Origin of the sequence: Streptomyces sp. NPDC006923 (assembly GCF_040635655.1) — a bacterium.
Taxonomy (GTDB): Bacteria; Actinomycetota; Actinomycetes; order Streptomycetales; family Streptomycetaceae; genus Streptomyces.
Genome location: NZ_JBEYIF010000010.1, coordinates 95,842 through 116,926, shown reverse-complemented (window position 1 = coordinate 116,926; position 21,085 = coordinate 95,842). Strand labels below are relative to the sequence as shown.

Genomic DNA, 21,085 nt, shown 5'->3' with positions numbered 1-21,085 from the left:
CGAGCAGCTCCTCGACGGGTACGGCCCCGGCGGGGCGGGCCGCGTCCAGGGCGGGTGCCACGAGAGCCTCGGGTGCGGGGACGGGAACGACCCGCTCCGTCTCCGCCGTTGTCTCCGCCGCCTGATCCCGCTCCGACGGCGCGTCCTCGTCCGGCTCGGCCTCCTCCCTGATCCGCCCGAGCGGCCCCCGGGAGACCGACGGCAGGACGACCTGCGGGAACTCGGGGTAGCCCTGCTGCTCCTGCTGCTGCTCCTGCTCCTGGGCCGGCTCTTCGGGCTCGTCCCCTTCCTCCTCCGGAGCGGTCTGGTCCTGGCGCGCACCGATCCGCGACAGCCTCACCCCGAAGTCGTAGCCGTTCAGCTCGGCGAACTCCAGAAGCTCCTGACGGGTCCGGACCGCTCCCTCCTCACCGGAGTGGCGCAGCACGATGTGGTCGACGTCCGACCAGGACAGGTCCCCGTGGATCTGCGCCTCGAAGTAGCCACGCGGCTCGAACGTGCCGTTGCCGACGCGCTCCTTGAGCTCCGGGTCGTGGGCGAAGTCCGTCGCTTCCGCGAAGGCGAGCCTGACCGGGTCCTCGTCCCCGTGCGCCAGCAGCGGGAACAGGTGGTCCGGGCCGGTGAGGCCGCGGGCCCCCTGCGCGCCCGGAGACCAGCTGTCACGCGGCGTGAGGGTGATCCTCGACGCGACGTCCGGCTTCCAGTGGAAGACGGCGTTCCCGTACCCGGTCGCACCCGCCGTCTGGAGACGGGAGACCAGGGCCGCGTACTTGGGCAACTGCCGCCTGTCCTCGGCGGAAGGGGTGAACCGGTCGAGGAGGGCGTCCGGGGTCGCGGTCTGGAATGTGCCGCCGCGTGAGGTGTCCCTGGCGAGGAGCGCGGCATACCCCATGTTCTCCTCACGGGCGCCGCGCATCGCCGGGTTGGCCTGGGCCCCCGAGAGCTGGGTCTCCCAGTAGTTGCGGAATCGGCCCTCCTCGTCGCCCATCAGGGCGTCGAGCAGGGTCCCCTCGCCGACCCGGCGGCTCAGATCGAAGTTGGTCACCAGGTCCATGCGGTCTCGCAGATGGCCGTGCACCCGGTCGAGCAGACGATCCAGTTCGTCGCCCCGCGCCGGATAGCCGGCGGCCCATGCCCAGTCGCCGTCCGCGAGGTGCCCCGCGACGATCGCGCGATCGCGCCCCGCCATCTCCCGCGCCCGGCGCTCGACCAGCACGACGGCTGTCCGCTGCGCCTCGGTCAGGTCCCGGACGCCGTCCCGGGCACGCACGGCGCGCAGCAGATCCCGGTCCGCCTCGACGTTCTCCGCCTGGCGCCGCAGCATCTCCGTGTAGCCGGCGGCCCTGGCCCGTTCCCGGGACCGCATGGTCTCGATCCGGCCGAGTTCGTTGGTCAGGGCGGCGGTACGGCGGTCCAGCTCACGTTCCACCACCGCCTCGTCCATCGCCAGGAACTGGGCGAGTTCGGTCTCCCGCGCTCCGGGGACCATGCGTTGGTTTCCGCGTGCCGCCTCGGCGCGGCGGTCCAGCTCGGTGCGGATCGCCGCCGTCTCGTCGAGCAGCCGCTGATGGAATCCGCGCAGGTCGGCGAGGCGGCCGGCGGACCGGTCGGGCAAGGCGGCCCTGGTCTCCGCGCGCGCCAGGGTCTTCGCCAGATCACGCGTCAGCTTCTCGCGGTGCTTCGCGCCACGCTCCAGGGCCTGCTGGGATCCGGTGAGGAAATGGGACGCGTACAGACCGGACGTGGCGAGGAGGGCCTGGGCGTCCGCGACGCGTTGGTCCAGCTCCTGACGCCGCTCCGGGTCGGGGTCGTCCAGCCGCTCCTGCTCGTCACGTACGGCGCTCAGCCGCCGCCAGGCGTCCTCCGCCCGGGGCAGCGGGTCCTGGGCGCGGGATCCGGCGACCCGCAGCGGGTCGTCCGAGGGATGGGCGGCGACCGCCATCGCCTCACCCCCGGTGGCCGATCCGCGGTGCAGCACGGGATAACGCGGCTGCCAGCCGGAGGGCAGCGCCGGCGCGACGTCCAGGTCCCGCGGCACGGCTGCCGAATCCCGCCCGGGGGCCTGGCCGCCGGCGTGCACGTACGGCAGCAGGACGTCCCCGATCTGGCGCAGATGGTCCGGTGTGAGGAAGAGCTCGCTCGGCAGGGTGCTGCCGCTCAGGGGCCCCATCACACTCGACAGGCCCTCGGGGACCACCTGTTCGCCACGTCCGCCGGGAGTGAGCAGGGCCTCGGGCGCCGGCAGGTCGTCGAGGACACCGAGACCGTGGACGAACTCGTGGACATACGCGGCGGGGTGCACGCCGGTGAACCACACGTCCTGGACCATGGCCCGCTCGGCCTCCGGCCGCCCACTCCGTACGGTCACCGTGCCGTGGGCCTCCTCGGCGCTGTCCACGAACCCGACCGACACATGGAGGCGGGGCCCTGCCACGGCCGGCCCGGTGACCTGGGCGGGCTGGATCGGCGGCAGCCGGTAGCCGGGCCTGTTGACCACCTGGTCCAGCGCCCGGGCGAAGGAGTGGCGCAGCGCGCTCAGCTCGGCCCCTGTCGCGCCGGAGGAGTCCAGATGGATCCGGCGCGTCACCCGCAGGACACCGGGGTCGTCCGCGCCGTCCCGGTGCCAGGCCCAGTCGTAACCGACCTCGGTCCGCTCGCCGGATCCGGCGGGCCGGGTGACCAGCCGCGTACCGTCGGCGGACCGGGAGAACTCGAACGCCTCGGGGCCGCCCTCCGGCCGCCCCCGGCCGCTGCCGAACGGCACCCATCGGTCGGTGCTCACCCGGCCGGAGCCCCATACCGGTCCGAGGCCGGACGTGAAGAGCGGTTCCGCCGCGAACCGGTCGTCGGTCGCCTGCTCCGCCGCGGGCTCCACCATCAGGCTGTTGTGCCAGCTGGGGTGAACCGGCACGGCGGCGTCGACGGGAGCCTGCTGGTCTCCGGCCCGCCAGCGGACCGTACCGCTCCCCGCGTCCCACACCCCCGTACGCCGCTCCAACGCGTCATACACACTCACCACAGCCCGAGCATCCACCCGCCCCGTAAAAGCAACCTCCCGCTCCCCCGACAACTCATCCCCGGCATCCAACCGCACCAACGTCGCGTTGACATCCACCCCCACCGGATCACCATTCAACACCGCACTCACCTGATACCTGTACCGCTTGACCCCGTACCACAACTCCCGATCACGCGTCGTCGACACAAACTGCGCCACCGGATTGTCACTCACCCACTCAAACAACGACACCACCTCGGACACACTGTCCGCCACAAACCCCCCAGCAAAAACCACCACCGGATCAGCATCAGAAAAACGCCACAACGTCTCCCCCGCACCACTCTCCACCACCACCGCCACATCATCCGCATGAACCAACCCGTAATTTACCGACGGCGCCACATCCGCGCCGGCTGTTTCGGGGCGTCCCGCCAGGGTCCGTGCCACGGCCAGACCCGCGCCGTCGCCCGCCACTTCGAGGGCGAGGGCGACGGCCCCGCGGTCATACCCGGAGTCGGCCTGCCGCGGCTCTTCCGCGTCGCGTCCCTGGGACCGCGCCTGGTTCAGGAGTGTGCCCGCCGTCTCCGCGACGTGCGGGGGGAGCACCTCCAGGGCACGGGTGAACACGTCGGAGCCCTGCGCGCGCAGCCCCGCGCCGGCCTCAACCAGCCGGACCGCCGCGCTCCGGATTCGCGCGGCCCTCGTCTTGCCGGAGCCCGGACGGGACAGGTCGGCGAGGGCGGCGTGGTATTCGGCCACGGCCCGCGCCAGATCCTGCGCCCTGGCCACGGCGCCCCGCTCCGCCGCGGCCGTGCTCGCCCCGCGTCCCGCGCCACCGGCGGTCTGTCCGGCCGGCCCCGGCGTCAGGTCCGCCAATGCGGCCCGCCGGGCGACGAGTTCCCTGGACTCCGTCAGCGCCGCGTCGTTGGCCACGGTGTCCAGAGCGGGCGGCCCACCGATGTACTGGCCGCTGTTGCCCCACCGGTAGTTGTTGTCCTGCCGGGCGCTGCTCCTGGCGTAGACGACGGTGTCCGTACGGCCGTCCGGCGCGAGCGCGAAGAAGAACGCCGCGCCTCCGCTGCCGGAGTCCAGATGGGCGTGCAGGGCGGTGTTGATCCGGCGGGTGCCGGGGGCCTCCCGTACGCCCGTGGCCGAGGTGGCGATCCGTTCCAGGGCCTCGTGCTGGAGAGGGGTGAAGTCGCCGGGGCCGAGGCGTCCCGCGTAGCGGACCCGGCCGCTGTGGTGCCAGGTGCCCGCGTCGTTCGGACGGAAGTCCCTGAACCGCTCCGCCTGTTCCCGGCGCTCGGCGTCCAGCCGGCTCTCCCGGTCGGACACCATACGGCGCCACGCCACGCCCGCGGCGGCCTTGACCGCCGCGTAGTGCTCCCCGGGGGCGATGTCGACCGACTCCAGGAAGGCGTCGAACTGCCGGTCGAACGAGTCCACGGGGGCGTCACGGTCGACGAAGTTCTCGAAGACGTACGCGTCGAGCCGCTCGGGATGCCGCCGGATCTCCTCGGCCGCCATGGGGGCCGCCGTGAGCAGGGGCAGCAGCTCGGGGTGGCGCGACATCTCGTCCCCGGTCCGCTCCCCCTGGGGGGCGGCCAGGAGGTCCGTGAGTTCGGGGGGCAGCGGCGCGACGCTCCGCGGCACGGGGGCGGGCCGCTCCGCCGCCGACGTCCCGGACTCGACGGCCGGGGAGACGGCGGGCGCCTGCTCCGTCCGGTCCCCGGTGGACGCGGCCTCCTGGGACAGGACCGGGGGGATCCGCTCGGCGCGCGCTGACCGGCCCGCGTTCCGCAGCTCGTCCACCGCGTCGAGGAGCCGGGTGTCGTCGGGGTCCGCCACCAGCTCCCTGAACCAGGGGGCCCGGGTCTCGGACAGACGGCGCACCGTGGCGCTGAACTCGGTGTCCTCGACGGCCCGGCTCTGCCAGGAGCGGCGTGCCAGGAACGCCTTCGCGAAGCCGCTGTGCGCCGCGAGCAGCGGCGCCACCCCGTGGCGGGTGACGGCCTGCCGCAGGAGCTCGGCGTCCTCGGGGCGGAATTCGCCCTCGTGCTCGATGAGGGACCTCGCGGCGCCCGGGTGGCGCTGCATCGCGTTCCTGAGGGAACGGTTGAGGAACTGGGCCAGCACGGGGTGGCGCTGGACCACCTGCCAGACCGGGGTCTGTCGGGTGGCGTCGTCAAGGAGCGTCCTGTTGGCCCGTACGGCGTCGAGGAGCTCGGGGCGGGCCAGGAACGTGTCGAGGAGTTCGGGACGGGCCCCCAGCAGTTCCGGCATGCCGCGCAGACCGGCGACCGCGGCCCGCAGCGCCTCGTTCCCGGCGAGCTCGGTGGCCAGCCGTGGCTGTGCCTGGACCAGCTCCACCACGGCTCGGCCGCCGAGGCCGCGGCGGGCACCGTCGGACGTGGCGGCCAGCGCGGCCACGAAGTCGGGTGCCGCCAGCGCCGCGGGCAGCAGGGACGGTGTCAGGACCTCTTCCATCAGTGCGGGATGCGCGATGAACTGCCGCATCAGAGGCACGTTTCCGAGCAGTCGCTGCCACTGCCCCGGGTCCGCCGCGATCCCGGTCCGGTCGCCGAGGACGCCGGCCAGTCCGGGCACCGCCGCCAGTACGGACAGCAGCTCGGGGTTGGCCGCGGAGTCGGTCAGTCGTCCGTGGGTCGCCGTCGCGGCGCGTACGACGTCGTCCGGCGAGGCGGTCAGTGTCTGCAGGAGCCGCGGGGACCCGGCGATGACCGCGAAGGTCTCGGCGCGCTCGGCGACCGCCTTCGCCACGTGCGTGCTGCTCGCCACGAAGGCGTCGATGTGCTGGAAGCTGGGGAGCAGCAACTGGTGGGAGCGGAGGCTGAACGCCTGGAGGTAGTGGGGGTTGTGCTCGATCCCCCGGACCCAGCCGTCGTCGTAGTTGTCCCGCATGCCGAGGTTCTCCACGAACAGCACGAACGCGTCGTCGTTGTTGCGCAGCAGGCGGGGCAGGCCCTCCACCCGTGCCACTTGGCGCAGCACGTCGGGTGAGCGGTCGAAGACGTCGAGCAGGGAAGGACGGACCTCGATCAGCTCGTGCACGCCCTCCCTGAAGAAGATCACCTGGCCGAGGTACGGGTTGTCCGCCACGGCGCGCTTGAGGCGATCGTTCTCCAGGACGCCCTCGTAGCGGCGCAGCAGCGTGTCCGTTTCGGCGCTCCCGGTGCCTTGGCGCAGCGATTCCCCGACGGTCTCGCGGGAGTCGCCCCGGGCGATCGCCGCGACCAGCTCGCGCACGCGCGGAGCGAGTTCCGTGTCCAGCTCGAAACCGTCGGGGGTGATCTGCATCTCCCCGGTGGCCGTGACCGCCGCGAGCAGCTCGCGCACGGCTGCTCCGGCCGGGCTCTTGCCGCTCGCCCGGAGCGTCCGGGCGGCGAGTTCGTCGAACATCCCGGCCTGCTCGGTCCAGGCGTCGACGAACTCGGGGCGGGCGATGGCTTCGCGCAGCACGGCGGGGTGGGCGGCCAGCGCCTGTGCGGTCGGCTGCTCGATCCGCTCGGCGAGGGTCCTGAGCAGCCGGCCGTCCGTGATGAGCCGCATCCAGTGGGTGGCCGACACCTGACCGGCAAGGGGAAGAAGCCGCGAAAGGATGTGGGGCGCGGCCGTGAGATGGTCCACCGCCGTCTGCCACTGCGCGGGCGAGAGCTCTCTGCTGATGGTCGAGTGCCGGTACATCAGACGCAGGAGGGCGGATCCGTCCGCGACGGCCGCGTCCGCGAACGCCTTGCCGCGGTCCTCCAGGAGGGTCAGGGCGAAGGGGACACGTTCCAGCACGCCGGCCAGCCACGCATTGCCGTCGAGGAAGGGGGCCGAGAGCGACTGGACGGGACGCAGGTCGTAATAGGCGAGTGACGCCAGCGCCGGGCTCTTGTACACGCGCGACCGAAACTGCGCCGACCTGGCCAGCGCGTGGTCGAAGAGGCGCCGCTGATCCAGTTTGGTCGCGTCCTGGTACAGCGCGAGCAGGTCCTCATGGCGTGAGGCGGCCATGAGGCCCGCGATGGCGGCGACATCGTCCCCCGGAAGGGTGACCTCGTCCAGCCTCGGGTCGAAAATCCGGCGGAGCATGTGCGGGAGGCCGACGAGTTCCGGGCGGCGCGCCAGGATGCGCACCCGGTCCTGGTGAGCCAGCAGGCTCCGCACGACGTCCCTGTCGTCCGGATTGGTGAAGACGGCGTTGACCGCGGGGTTCTTCGCCCGGATGTACTGGAGGAGGGCGGGGGTGCCCGCCTGCTGGATCTCCTCGGGCGTGAGCTGCCGCGGAACGGCCCCGGCCGGTGTCCGAGGTACCGGGTTCACGGTCTCCACGAGCGCCGCGAGGAGCTGGTCCCCCTCAAGTCCGTCGTAGCGGCGCGGGCGGTACGAGAGCGCGGCCGCCACCATCTTGTTCTGCACCGCGGCACTGATCAGCCGCTCGTCGGACATCAGCCGGACGGCGGTCTCGGGCATGTCCTCCAGTACGTCGGTCAAGGTCGGGGACTGCTGGAGAAGGGCGGCCGAGCGGGGGTTGGCGCCCAGGACGCCGAGGAGCCGCGGATCCGACAGGAGCACATTGTGCTGCTCGGGGAAGTCCCTGAGGAGCGACCTCAGCCGGTCGTCCTCCAGCAGGCTCCGGTAGAAGTCGACGGTGCCCATACGCCTGCGGAACACCTGGGTCACCATCGCCGAGAGGAGGCCGGCCTCGCCCCCCAGCCGCCACAGCGCCTCGACCGGGTCCTCGACGGACAGCAGCGCGGCCCCGAAGTTCGGGGCGTTGTCGGCGAGCTGGCTGATGTTCGCGCCGAGTTCCATCACCTCGCGGAGGATGTCCAGGCGTCCGCCCAGATTCCGCAGCAGGTAGGCGGATCGGAAGACGTACGAACGCAGGGCGGGGTCGGACTCGAGTCCCCGCAGGACGTCTTCCCTGCCGAGGATGTGGGAGGTCTCCCCGGCCTGCCGCGCGTGCCAGTCCTCGCTCGCCGAGACCAGTCCCTCCAGCACTCCGGGGACACCGCTCAGTTGGTCCACGAGGGCCGGGCTGTCCCGGAAGAGGTGGGACAGGCGGGGCTGCTGGACCACCGCGTACAGCACGTGCGGATGGTTCAGGAGCCGGTCCTGGAGCCCGTGGCTCTCGCCGACCAGCCAGTGGACGGCGCCGACGAGGCCGGAGACCGGGTCGCCGGGCGGATAGGCCATCCTGGGCAGCAGATCGAGGGTGACCGAGACGATCTGGCCGCGCTTCTGCCGGGTCAGGCTGCCCGGCAGTTCGGCGACGGCGTTGCGCACGGCTCCTGCGGTCGCCTCGGAGACCGCCGCCGTCGCGGGGAGGGGTTCCTGAGCCGGTGTCCGGGTCTGTGCCGGGGACTGGGACTGGGACTGGGACTGGGCCGCGGTGTCGCCGCCCTGCCCGCCGGCCGTCGCTCCGCTCCTGGCCTTCTTCTTGGCTCCGCCGCCGAGTTCGGCCTTCTCGCCCCACAGCATGGTCTGCGCGATGATCGCGGCCCGGTCGTGCACCACCCGCCGCAGATCGGTGGCGGACAGCTCGCCGTGCAGCCGCATCACCTCGTCGACATCGACCTGCCCGCCGTCCCAGTCGGGAGTCCGTCCCAGCTCCAGTGCGACAGCGGCGGTCAAGTCCGCGGGCAGGCGGGTGTCGGCGGTGGCGACGGGAGCGGTGGCGGTCTGCCACCCGGCCGGCAGCGCGGGGCTCACGTCCGGGTTCCGCTCCGCCTCCGCGACCGGACGCGGGGCACTCGTGTCGCCCGGTGCCCACACGACCTGCCCCGTACCGGCGTCCCAGGTGCCCGTCCGGTCACCCAGGTTGTCGTAGACGCGGACGATCGCCTGGGGGCTGACGCCCCCGGTGAAGGCGACCTCCTCCTCCTCGGGGAACGGAGGCTGGAGTCTTTCGCTGTCGAGGGTGGCGTTGACATCGATCCCGATGGGGTCGGGGTTGCGGGACGCCTGGATCTCGTAGCGGTACGGCTTCATCCGGTACCACAGGTCGCGGTTGCGGGTCGTGGAGAGGTACGGGGACGCCGGATTGTCCTTCGCCCAGGCGCGCAGGGTCACCTGGACCGATGGGTCGTCCGCCTGGAAACCCTCGGTGAACACCGTGCCCGGCGCCGTCCTGGAGAAGCGCCACAGCGTCTCGTCGGCGTCCGTCTCCACGATGAAGTCGGAGTCCTTCGGATGCACCATGGAGTAGTCGACCGCGGGCCCGACGTCGGCGGCCTGTTCGTCCGCCCAGTCGTCGCGGCCTCCGGGGCGCCAGGTGACGGTTCCGGAGTCCGTGTCCCAGGTGCCGGTGCGGTCGAGCGTCCGGTCGTAGACACTGACAACGGCCTGCGCGTCCAGGCTCCTGGTGAACGCCACCTCCTGCTCGTCCTCGTTGATTTCCCTGGCCGGGTCCTGCTGCGCCTCGAAGGTGGCGTTGACGTCGACGCCGGTCCTGTCGCTGTTGCGGAACGGGTCGATCCGGTAGCGGAACCGCCGCCTCCCGAACCACAGTTCGGCGTCCCGGGTGGTGGACACGAACTGCGCCGCGGGGTTCTCGAAGGCCCAGTCGTGCAGATCCACGACCTGGTTGACGTCGTCGGCCACGAAGCCCCGGGTGAAGACCACCTCGGGGGCCGCGTTCGAGAAGCGCCACAGGGTCTCCCGGGGGTGGCTCTCCCGTACGCCGGTGTCGTCCTCGTGGATCAGGCTGTAGTCGACCGCGGACTCCGTGTCGGCCCCGTCGCGCGGCTGGTCCGGAACACTCGCCGCCCGCTGCGCCGCGAGCGGGCCGCCCGCGTGGACATAGGGCGCGAGGACGTCCGCGATCTGCTGGAGGTGGTCGGACGAGAGGACAAAACGCGGCGGCCCCGTCCGGTCGTCGAACGGGCCCATCAGGCTCGATTCGCCGTCGGCGACGATCTGCTCACCACGCCCTCCGGGGGTGAGCAGCGCGCGGGCGTCGGGCAGGTCGTCACGGACACCGAGACCGTGCACCAGCTCGTGCGCATACGCCGCCGGATGCACTCCGGTGAACCACACCCCCTGGACCATGGAACGGTCCACCGGAAGCCCGTCACGCACCTGGACGACCGTGTGGGCGGCTTCGCCGCTGTCGACGAACTCCGCGGTGAGGTGCAGGACGGGGCCCGGCAGCCGGGGGCCGCTGATCTGGTCGGGCTGCAGCCGGGGCAGCCGGTACCGCTTCTCGTTGATCACCTCGTCGAGGGCCCGGGTGATGTTCTGCCGCAGCGCCGTGAGCTGGGCGGGGGTGGCGTCCGCGGCCTGAAGGTGGACCCGCCGCGTAAAGCGGACCGTCTCGTCGGCGGGTGTGCCGCCGCGGTGCCAGGCCCAGTCGTAACCGATGTCGGTCCGCTCGCCGGAACCCTCCGGGCGGCGCACGCCGACCGGCGAGCCGTTCGGGGACACGGCGATCTCGAACGCCTCCGGTCCCGCCGCGGCGGCGGACCGGGAACCGAACGGAATCCAGCGGTCCGAACGCACCTCCCCGGATCCCCACAGCGAGGTGTCCGTGAGCGCGTCCTGAGCCGCCGCCGGCCCCGCCTCGGTCCGCTCCGGCGTCCCGGTCTGCTCCTGGGCCGCGTCCCAGCCCTCGGGAAGGAGCGCGAGCCCGTCGTACGCGGGCGGCTCCCCCCCGTCCGTGACGGAACGTCCCCCGGCGGTCCATACGACGGTGCGCCTCGCGGGGTCCCAGCGTCCCGTACGGTCCTCGCGCCGGTCGTAGACGCTGACAACGGCCCTGGGGTCGATCGCCCCGGTGAAGGCGACCTCCTGCTCCTCCCCGAAGCCCTCGAACTCCTCCAGGGCCTCCGCCGGGAGGACCGCGCGGGCGGCGAGCTGACGGTCGATCGTGGCGTTGACGTCCACACCGCGCGGGTCCGCGTTGAGGGACGCCTCCACCTCGTACCGGTAGCGCTTCCTGCGGAACCACAGCTCGGGGTCACGGGTCGTGGACACGAACGGCGCTTCGTCCGGATCGGCGACCGCCCACTCCCACAGATGCACGACCTCGGCGCCGTCGCCCCGGAACCCCTCCGCGAAGATCTCCTCCGGCGGGTGGTCGGAGAACCGCCACAGCCGCTCGCTGCTCCGGCTCTCCACCACGTATCCGTGGTCGTCGCGGTGCACCAGGTTGTAGTTCACCGCCGGATCCACGTCCGCGGCGGCGGTGGCGGTCCGCTCCCCGGGCGGCGTCAGATACGGGGGAACGAGCCCGGGGACCGAGTAGAGCCGGTCGACGCCCGCCTCCAGCGCCCGCTCCTCGACCGGCGAGGTGGCGTCGGCCAGATAGGAGCCGCGCAGGACCTCGAACAGGGAGTGGTCCTGGCCCGGCAGCATCCACCCCATCAGGGCCTTGCGGAAGTCGGAGACCCCGGTCTCCGGCACATCGAGCCACTGGAAGGCCCGGAGCATGCGCAGCGCGGTCCCGGAGACCCCCGCGACCAGCGGCATCCCCCGGCTGTCGTGCCACTCCTGGTACCACGGCGACGACCTGTCCACGTCGAAGTAGGCCCGTCCCTCGACCCACTGCAGGGGGAACTCGGGGCCCTGCTCGCCTTCGAGTGTGAGATCGGCGGCACGGGGATTCTGCACGGTGGCGGGGGCACGGACCACCGCGAAGACCTTCTCGACGGCCCCCCGGCCGCTCTCCCCGGTCCGGTCCCCGGCCGGCCGGCGCTGTACCTCCACCGTGAAGACGTCGGAGCGCGCCAGGATCCCCTCGACGAGCGGATCACCGGTCTCCGGGTCGAACTCCAGGGTGCTGAGCGGGATCTCTTCGAGCGCGAAGCCGATCACCGTCAGGGGGCGCTCGCTGCGCGCGAGGAAGGTCCGCTCCCGCTCGCTGAGCGGTAGGCTCAGATAGGTGTAGTCCCGCGACGACTTCTTCCTGGGCCCCGTCCTGTGCTGCTCCTCCGGGAGTTCGGTGCGCGAGAGCTGACTGTGCACCATCTCCATCGGGTCCTTGAGGGTGTCCCGGGTGCGGTAGGCGGCCAGATTGCCCAGCGCGAAGGGGTCGTCCGGGGTGAAGAGATGCGCCTGGGACCGCGTCCGGGGGTCCTGTGCCGTCCGGGCGCCGAGCGCCTCGCGGGCGCCGCCGTGCAGGAACGCCGCATAGGTTTCCAGCGCGGCCCTGTCGAGCCCCAGCCGCGCGGCGCGGTCCATGCCGGTGGCGGAGACCGGGCCCGCGTCCTCGGGGCGCGGCTCCAGGACCGACCGGAGCACGGCGGTCAGTGAGGGGACGCCGCTGTCCCGCTCGTACAGGGCCTTCTTGCCGACGGCGTTGAAGAAGGCGGTCATGAGTCCGCGTACCGAGCCGTCCGCGATCAGATCGTCCAGCCATCCGGTGCTGGTCGTGTCCCGGGGGAGACCGATCTGCCCGGCGCTCGTCGGGTCCTCCGTGAAGAAGGCGGCGTCGAGCACCTCCGCCGGTTCCCCGGGATACGCGGCACGCAGCACCTCCCTGAGCCGGACCACGGCCGCGCGGGCTGCCGCCCGCGCCACGGGGTCGGAGCCGTAATGCGCGCCCAGGACCTGTTCGAACACGGCCCGCTCGGCGTCGAGGTCCCGCTCCACGCCCTCCGCGGTCAGAGGTTCGGAAACCGTCTCCCACCGGTCGGGAAGACCGGACCGGGTGGCCGCGGCCGGGCCGGGGCCCGGAACGTGCGCGTCCGAGCCCGGCCGGGCGAAGGGCGCGAGGACATCGGCGATCTGGCGCAGGTGATCGGAGGTGAGGACGAGCGGTCCGGCCAGGGCGGCGCCGCTGATGGGGCCCATCACACTCGACTCGCCGTCGGCCAGGGTCTGTTCGCCGCGGCCACCGGGGGTGAGGAGGGTGCCGGGCGAGGGCAGGTCGTCGATGACGCCGAGACCGTGGACAATCTCGTGGACGTACGCGGCGGGGTGCACGCCGGTGAACCACACGCCCTGGCTCATGGCCCGTCCGGTGTCGGGCAGACCGCTGCGTACCGTCACGACGCTGTGGGCCGCCGCCGGATCGTCCACGAACTCGGCCGCGACATGCAGCCGGGCACCGGGCCCGGCGGGGCCGGTGATCCGGTCGGGCTGCGACGCCGGGAGCCGGTAGCCCGGTGCGTTGACGATCTGGTCCAGTGTCCGGACGAGGGACGCGCGCAGCTCCGCCACCTCGGCCGGGGTCGCGCCGGAGGGCACCAGGTGGATGCGCCGCGTCAGGCTCAGCACCTCGGAGGCGGGGCCTTCGGAGGCGGACGCGTCGGTCCTGTGCCGGCTCCACTCGTAGCCGACCTCGGTCCGTTCCCCGGAACCGGCGGGCCGCCGTACTCCGATGGGTGTCCCTTCCGCGGACACCGCGATCTCGAACGCCTCGGCGCCGTCCTGCTCCGCGTTCCGGGACCCGAAGGGGATCCAGCGGTCGGTGCGCACCTCTCCGGCGCCCAGAAGTCCGGTGGACCGCCAGGGGTCGGCGAGCGCGACGGCCCGCTCCTCCCCCGCCTGCTGCAACGCCTGGTCCGCGTCGCCCGGCACGGGCTCCGGGGCCGGTGTGTAGTCCACCGACGGCGCCACATCCGTGCTCGGCGCCTGCTGGTCTCCGGCCCGCCAGCGGACCGTACCGCTCCCCGCGTCCCACACCCCCGTACGCCGCTCCAACGCGTCATACACACTCACCACAGCCCGAGCATCAACCCGCCCCGTAAAAGCAACCTCCCGCTCACCCGACAACTCATCCCCGGCATCCAACCGCACCAACGTCGCGTTGACATCCACCCCCACCGGATCACCATTCAACGCCGCACTCACCTGATACCTGTACCGCTTGACCCCGTACCACAACTCCCGATCACGCGTCGTCGACACAAACTGCGCCACCGGATTGTCACTCACCCACTCAAACAACGACACCACCTCGGACACACTGTCCGCCACAAACCCCCCAGCAAAAACCACCACCGGATCAGCATCAGAAAAACGCCACAACGTCTCCCCCGCACCACTCTCCACCACCACCGCCACATCATCCGCATGAACCAACCCGTAATCCACCGACGGCGCCACATCCGCGGAGATCTGCGTGGCGACGGCGGCCTGGAGCTGTCCCTCGTGGCCGCGCGGGCGCCACTCGACGGTGCCGGTGCCCGGGTTCCAGACTCCGGTGCGGTTCAGCTTCCTGTCGTACACACTGGCCACGGCCCGGCCGTCGAAGCTTCCGGTGAACGACACCTCCCGCTCCCAGTTGAGGGAGTACGTCTGCTGTTGGGCGGCCAGTGTGGCGGCGACATCGACACCGGTGCGGTCGGAGTTGAGCGCGGGGCTGAGCTGATACCGGTACCGCTTCCCGCGGAACCACAGATCGGAGTCCCTGGTCGTGGAGACGAACTGCGCCACCGCGTTCCCGTGCACCCAGCGGTGCACCCGCACCACTTCGCCGGTGTTGTCGGCCTCGAAGCCCTCGCCGAAGACCGTCTCGGGCGGGTGGTCGGAGAACCGCCACAGGATCTCGGTGGGGGAACTCTCGACGATCCTCGTGTCATCCGGATGAATGAGGGCGTAGTCGACCGTGGGCTCCCCGTCGGACAGCCGTGCCTCCGCAGACGTCTCCCCGGCGGCTGCCCCACGGGCGGACGCCCCGTGGCTGAAGGGGTGGGCGTGGGGGGCGTGGACCTCGGCGATCTGCCGCAGATGGTCCCCTGTGAGGGTGAAGACATCGGGGTCGACGCCGTGCAGCGTGCCCATCAGGCTGTCGCCCTGCTCGTCGTCGCGGTCGTCGTGCACACCCAGGCCGTGGACGAACTCGTGGACGTGCGCCACCGGATGCACATCGGCGTACCAGACCCGTTGGTTCATCCCGTGCCCGCCGGCCGGCAGCCCTGGCCGGACCTCCACCACACCATGGGCCTCGGCCGGATCGGCGACAAACTCCACCGCGACATGGAGCAGCGGCCCCGGGACCGGGCCGGCCGTCCCGCGCACCGCGTCCGGCTGCAGCTCGGGCAGCCGGTGACCCACGTCGTTCACATACTGCTTGAGACCGTACGCCAGGGCGGCACGGACCCGGCTCAGTTCCGGCTCGTCGGCGCCCTGCGCCGCGACCAGATGGATACGACGAGTCAACGACAGGACCGGAGGACGGTCCTCCGCTCCCTCCCGCCATGTCCACGCGTAGCCGACATCGGTCCGCTCACCCGAGTGCGGCCCCCGCTCCACCCGGCGCGCGCCCGCACCGTCCTCGGTGAACACGAACGCACCAGGCCCGGACCGGTCGGCCACCGGCCGCCAGCGGTCCGTCAGGACGACGCCGGAACCGGTGACACGGCCGTACCGCTGGGCCTCGGCCCCGGCCACCAGATCCAGTCCCGCGAACGCGACCTGCCGTCCGCCGGATTCGAGACCGTAGTCGACCCCCGGGGGCCAGTCCGACTGACCACGCCCGTACCCCCCGTGGTGGCCGCGAGCGCCGCCCCTGCTGCTCTGGGCAGGCGGATTCAGCGCCTGGTACTGGACACGGACCACAGCGGCACGAAGTCGCTCCTGATCGGTGTTCCCCATCTCCATCAGCACGGGATCGAGCGTGGCTCCCCGGCTCACGGCGTTGACGGTGAAGTCCCCGGTCGTCAGACCGCGCGCCGCCGGGCCCGCCGCGGCCAGTTCCGCGGCGATCCGGTCCATGAAGAAGCTCGCGACGGCGTTGGCCCGGCCGAGAGCCGTACGCGTCGCGCCGGAAGACCCCAGCAGAGTACGGCCACTGCCATGCCCTCCGATGTCCACCAGCGTATGTCCGGGGCCGTAGGCGCGGCTGCCGACGGCGGCGGCAACCACCTGGCTCGCCAGATCGGCCACCATGTTCATGGCCCCGGGCGAGAGGACGTCACCGCCCTGGGGAAACGCCACCACGGACACCTGGGGTACGGGGCCGGCGTTCCGCGTCGGGCGGCCCGACGTCCAGAGAACGCGTTCCGTCTGGTGGTCCCACACACCGGTCAGACCTGTCTGACGGTCCAGCACCCGTACAAACGCGGCAGGATCGATGTGGTCGACGAAGACCACCTCCTCCTCACCGAGGAGAGCGGGCTGCCCCTGACGCTGAAGAGTGGCGTTGACATCCAGTCCGGTCGGATCTGAGCTGCGCCACGGCTCGATCTCGTAGCGGTACCGCCGGTTCATGAACCACAGTTGGCTGTCCCGCGTCGTCGCGATGAACTGGGAATCCGCGTTCTGCGTCACCCAGTCACGCGTACTGATCACATTGTTCGAGGCACGAGCGGCGAACCCCTGCCGGAATACGTCCTCAGGGGGCCGCGTCGAGAAATGCCACAGTGTCTCCCCGAGCCGGCTCTCCACCACACTGTTGCGGTCACGACGGGCGACGAGCGCGTAATTCACCGGCGGCGGGACATCGGCGTCGCTCTCCTGAGCCCGCGTGACCACGGCGTCAGCGTGGTCGGCGACGTCCTCCGGGCCCACCCGTTCCCGCGCAGGTGCCGCGCTCCGTCCGAGATCGTCCACGCGGACGGCCTCTCGCGGGGCGAGCTGCTGCTCGCTCTCCGGCCGGGGCTCCGCCGTCTCGGTCCGGTCCGTGCCGACCGGTGGCGCGGAAACGGTCGGCAGGGGGGCGGGCCTGGTCGTGGTCTCATCGGTACGTACCTGGTCAGTGAGCTGCTGGACCGTGCCGTCGGCGCCGCCCGGTGTGTCCTCCCGCTGGTCCCCCGCGCCGTCGGCGGCGGGGGCTCCGGAGCCCTCGGAATCGGCCGGGCGCGGCGGGGCGCCGGCGTTGAGGGGGGTGGCGCGGGCCGCCGTGACGGCCTCTTCGAAGGCGTTCTCGTGCCGGCGCTCGTGTGTGAGCCAGGCCTTGATGTCCTGTTCGACCCGGGCCCAGATCTCGTCGTACCGGGCGATGGTCTCGTCCCGGAAGTCCTTGCCGATCCGCTCGACGGCTTTCTCGTCGACGTCGTAGTGGTGGACCAGGCTGTCGGGGTGGCCGACGATCGCGTGGAACTCCTCGGCGGAGCGGTTCAGGACGCGCTGCAGCTCGGACTCGTGGGTGAGCCGCGGCTCGATGGTCTCCCGCAGCTCCCGGAATGTCTCCTGCCAGGGACGGGGAGGAGGGACCTGGGAATCGGCCGGTGACCCGGCGCTGTCGTCGCGTGCGCCGGGAGACCGCGGATCGCCGGAGGACACCGTGTCGAAACGCGGCAAGGGGGCGGCGTCCGTGTCCAGCGGCCCGTCGAGATCCAGCGCGGTGACGGGATCGAGGGACTCGGCCGCGGGTGGGACCCGGAAGTCCGGCTGTTCCCGGTATCCGAACCAGTCCTCGTCGACGCCCTTCTCGACAGCCTTGTCCCACTCCTCGCTCACCCGCTCCCGGCCCGACTCGTGGAGGTCTCCCCCGTTGGCGAAATCGTCCTCGAACCGGTCGAAGGACTCCGTCAGAAGGCGGCGGGCCTCCTCCGTGCGCTGCTCGCGGAATTCGGCGTAGGCGAACCGTTCGTGCAGCGCCGAGGGCGTGGTGACGCGTTCCAGATGAGTCTCCCAGCGAGCCCCGAACAACCGGCTGGTCGAGTCACCGCCCATCGCGGTACGCAGCGCCACATGCGCCGTACGCAGCTCCTTCTGGAAGTCCTCCCGTGCTCGGATCTCCGCGGCCTCGCTGAGGGTCCCGCCGCCCGCCAGGTCCTCCTGCCAGTCCTCCAGCGCCCGGTCGAAGTCCCGCGTGGCGTGCTCCACATGCCGCTCACGCTCGCTGAGCTGCCGTATCTCCTCACCGAGTCCCGCCCGGAGGCGGGTGAGCTGCTCGTCGAGCGCGGCGCGGCGGACCGGATCGGGGCGCGGTCCCGATTCCGGCGTCCGGTACGCCTCGTCCACCGCGCGCAGGTAGGTGAGCTCTGCCCGCACCCGGATCTCGTGCAGGGTGTGCGGGACGTCGGTGCTCTCCGCCTGCGTCAGCAGGTCTTCCTGCTCGATCTCCCTGCTCCGGGCCGTCTCCTCGGCGCCGTCCTCACGGACGGGGTGCACCTCCTCCGCCAGATAGTGTCCGCCGAACAGGTCCGCGGCCCGGAAATCGGACAGCGCCCGTTCGAAGTCGCCGCGGAACATCTCGGTGTGGCGTTCTCGCTGCGCGCCCCACTCGAAGAAGCGCGTCATCCCCTCTCGCGCCGCGGCATGGGCCGAGCCCCATTGCTCGGGGGTGATCCCTTCGGGACCGGCTCGCCGTGCCAAGTCCTCGTAGGCGGCGCGCAGTTCCTCGCGGTAGCTCTCCTCGGCATGCTCTCGGCCCGGTCCGTCCTCAGGCACATACCGGCCGCCGAACAGGTCGTCGTCCGCGAATCTCCTGGCCCCGTCGGAGAGTTCGTCCGTCAGGTCGCCGGACGCCTGCTGGAACCGCTCCTCGACCGCCAGCCTCCCGTGGTAGGCCGTGTCCCGCTCATTCCGGAAGTCCGCCCACTGCTGGGACCGCGACGGCGGCTCGGGGGCCAGAGGCTGAGGCGGCAGAAGGCCGTCCTCGTGCGGAGAGGTCACCTCGTCGGGCGTGGTGTCGCCATCGCCTTCGAGGTGCTGCTCCTGCGACACCACGGGCTCCGGCTGCTGGGGCGCCGGCTCGGGCTGCGTGGTGGTGTTCTGTGCTGTGGTCGTCCCCGACTGGGGCTGCTGCGCCTCCTGGCCGGTCCCGGTGAGGTCGCCCGACACGGTGGCGAGACGGTTCACCCCTGCCGGATCCGAGTCCGCGGCGGGGACCGCGTCGTCACCCGTGGCGATCTCCGGACCGGAGGAGGTCAGGCGGTCGGCCGGCACAGGCGCGGGCACGCCGAGGCCGGTGGGACCGGTGTCGGCGCGGCCGGTCCCGGCAGGGGCGTTGTCCACGCGGACCTGCCCCGTGTCGTCAAGGGTGATGCTGTCCGGGTCGACACCGAGGTCCCGCAGGCCCTGGGCGGCATCGTCACGCCGCTGGACCGCGTCGGCGAGCCGGCGGTCCGCCACGCCCTGCCCGGCCTGGCCGCCCTGCTGGCCTGGCGGACCCGACGCGGCCTGCGCCGCCGCCCGGACCTGAGCCTGCGCAGCGCCGAACTCGGCGATCCGCTGGTCCCGCTCGGTGACCACGGCGTCCGGCCCGCCGTCCGGCCGCCGCTCCGCCCCGGACGTGCCCCGGTCCCGGACGTCGTCGCCGGACCGGTCGGTACGGCCGCCCTCGCCGTCCCGTACCGGGCTGTCGGTGGCCGTCGTGTTCCCCGAACGCTCCCCGCCGGCCGCGTTCTCCGGGCCGAAGCCCGAGGTGGACGTGGGCAGCGGCCTCGGGCCCGGGACCCCGGCCCCGTCGCGGCCCTGGCTCTGATCCTGGCTCCGGTCATGACCCGGGTTCTGGCCGGTGCCGAACTGCCGGCCGTCGGACGGAACGGTTTCGCCGGCCGCGCCGGAGAAGTCCGTACGGGAGAAGTCCGTACCGGAGAGGTCAGTAGCGGAGAAGTCCGTGTCGAAGGATCCCTCCGAGAGACCGGTGAACTCAGGACTCACCAGCGGCAAGTCGACCGAGCGGACCGCGTCGGCGCCGCCGAACGAACCGTCCCCACCACCGGGCCCCGGCGTCAACGGGCTCCCGGCCGGCGGACCGTCCTGCCCGACGACGAGCCGGAATCCGGCCTTCGAGTCATGGAGCCGGTCACCCGGACCCGAAGCGGGATTGAGCGCCCCCGACAACAGCGAGCCGAACTTGTCCTGCAGGCCAAACTTCTGCCCGATCCCCCCACCCAAACCGGCCGCGTTGCGGCTGAGCACATGCCCCACCAGGCCGGCACCCGCACCCGACAGCCCCGTCTCCCAGGACGTGGTGAACTTCCCCGTCGTGAACAGGTTGTACGTGCCCTCGGAGACATTCTGATGTGCCGCGTTGGCTATCGCGTCCCCCAGATAGCCGCTGAACTTGCGCCCCCAGTCCGCCGACAACGCGTCAGCGACGCCGTGCGACAGCGCCGATCGCAGCCCTCCGCCCAGCTCCTTCGGCAGATCGTCCAGGCTCCGGAACAACGTGTCGCCGAAGTCCTTCTTCCCGAACCGCGTCAGAAAGGCCCCCGCCCACTTCTCCCCCAGCGCTCGCGCCTCTCCCGCCCCCATCGCCCCACCAAGGTCCCGGGCGAAGATGTCCCCCACGTCCGCCACGAAACCATTGCGGACCTGGCGGCCGACCTCACCCATCTCGAACCTCTGCGCGATGTTCGCCGCGGTCACACCGATGTCCCGGCCGAACCCACCCCTGCCGACCCCGCCACCCACCGGCCCCGAACCCAGATCGTCACCGCCCTCCTTCGAGAGGTTCCGACCCAGGTCCTTCACCGAGTCCCGGCCACCCCCGGACATCGCTCCGCTCACCAGGTTGTCAATGTTCCCGACAACGTTCTTGCCGACCGCCTTCGAGAACAGACCCGCCAGCGCCGAACCCGCGTACGGCACAAAGACCATGAAGGCGCCCTGGACCGCACCGAACGCGATCGCCTGCTTCAGATACTGGTCGCCGTTCTCCGTGTACTTGCCCTCGTTCGCCAGCGACCACCGCACGAAAATGTCCATCGCGGCACCGAGGCCGATATTGAGGGCCTCGAACACCGCGATCGTCGCCAGCAATCGGACCAGGAAGCTCCGCAGAATTAGCTGGTAGAGCGCCTTCAGGAAGGTCTGCTCGATAAATGCCGCGATCGGATTGAAGATCGCCAGAATCAGCGTCAACGCCCACTCGAACAGGAACTGCACCACCTGAACGATGATCATCCGGTTCGTGTAATCGATCTGATAACCCGTCTCACGGGCATAGTTCGAAATCTTGCCCGCGGTGTCCTTCAGATTCTTTACATAATCCGCGCCCGCGCCCGCGCCGAACGTCGACATCGCCTTGACATAGGCTTCGTTCCACTGGCCGCTGACCTTACCCGAAACCGACTTCGCGATCTGCGCGATCAGCTCTTGAAACTCATCAAGAGCCTTCACCAGAGCACTGTGCGGGATCTCGACTTCCACATGCATGCGCTGCGAGCTGCCGCGCGGGATGTGCATGCCTGTCAGAAAGACAACGACACCGTCGAGAAACGGGTTGACAGCCAT

General features: G+C 71.6%; 1 protein-coding gene (cut by a window edge). It reads right to left on the bottom strand.

Annotated elements, in window-relative coordinates:
* Positions 1-21,085, bottom strand: partial view of a hypothetical protein gene (locus ABZ707_RS21255; protein ID WP_360177007.1) — the 5' portion only. Its footprint begins 17,537 nt before the window's first position; the window shows 21,085 of its 38,622 coding nt (coding positions 1-21,085); its start codon is at positions 21,083-21,085; the stop codon falls past the left edge of the window.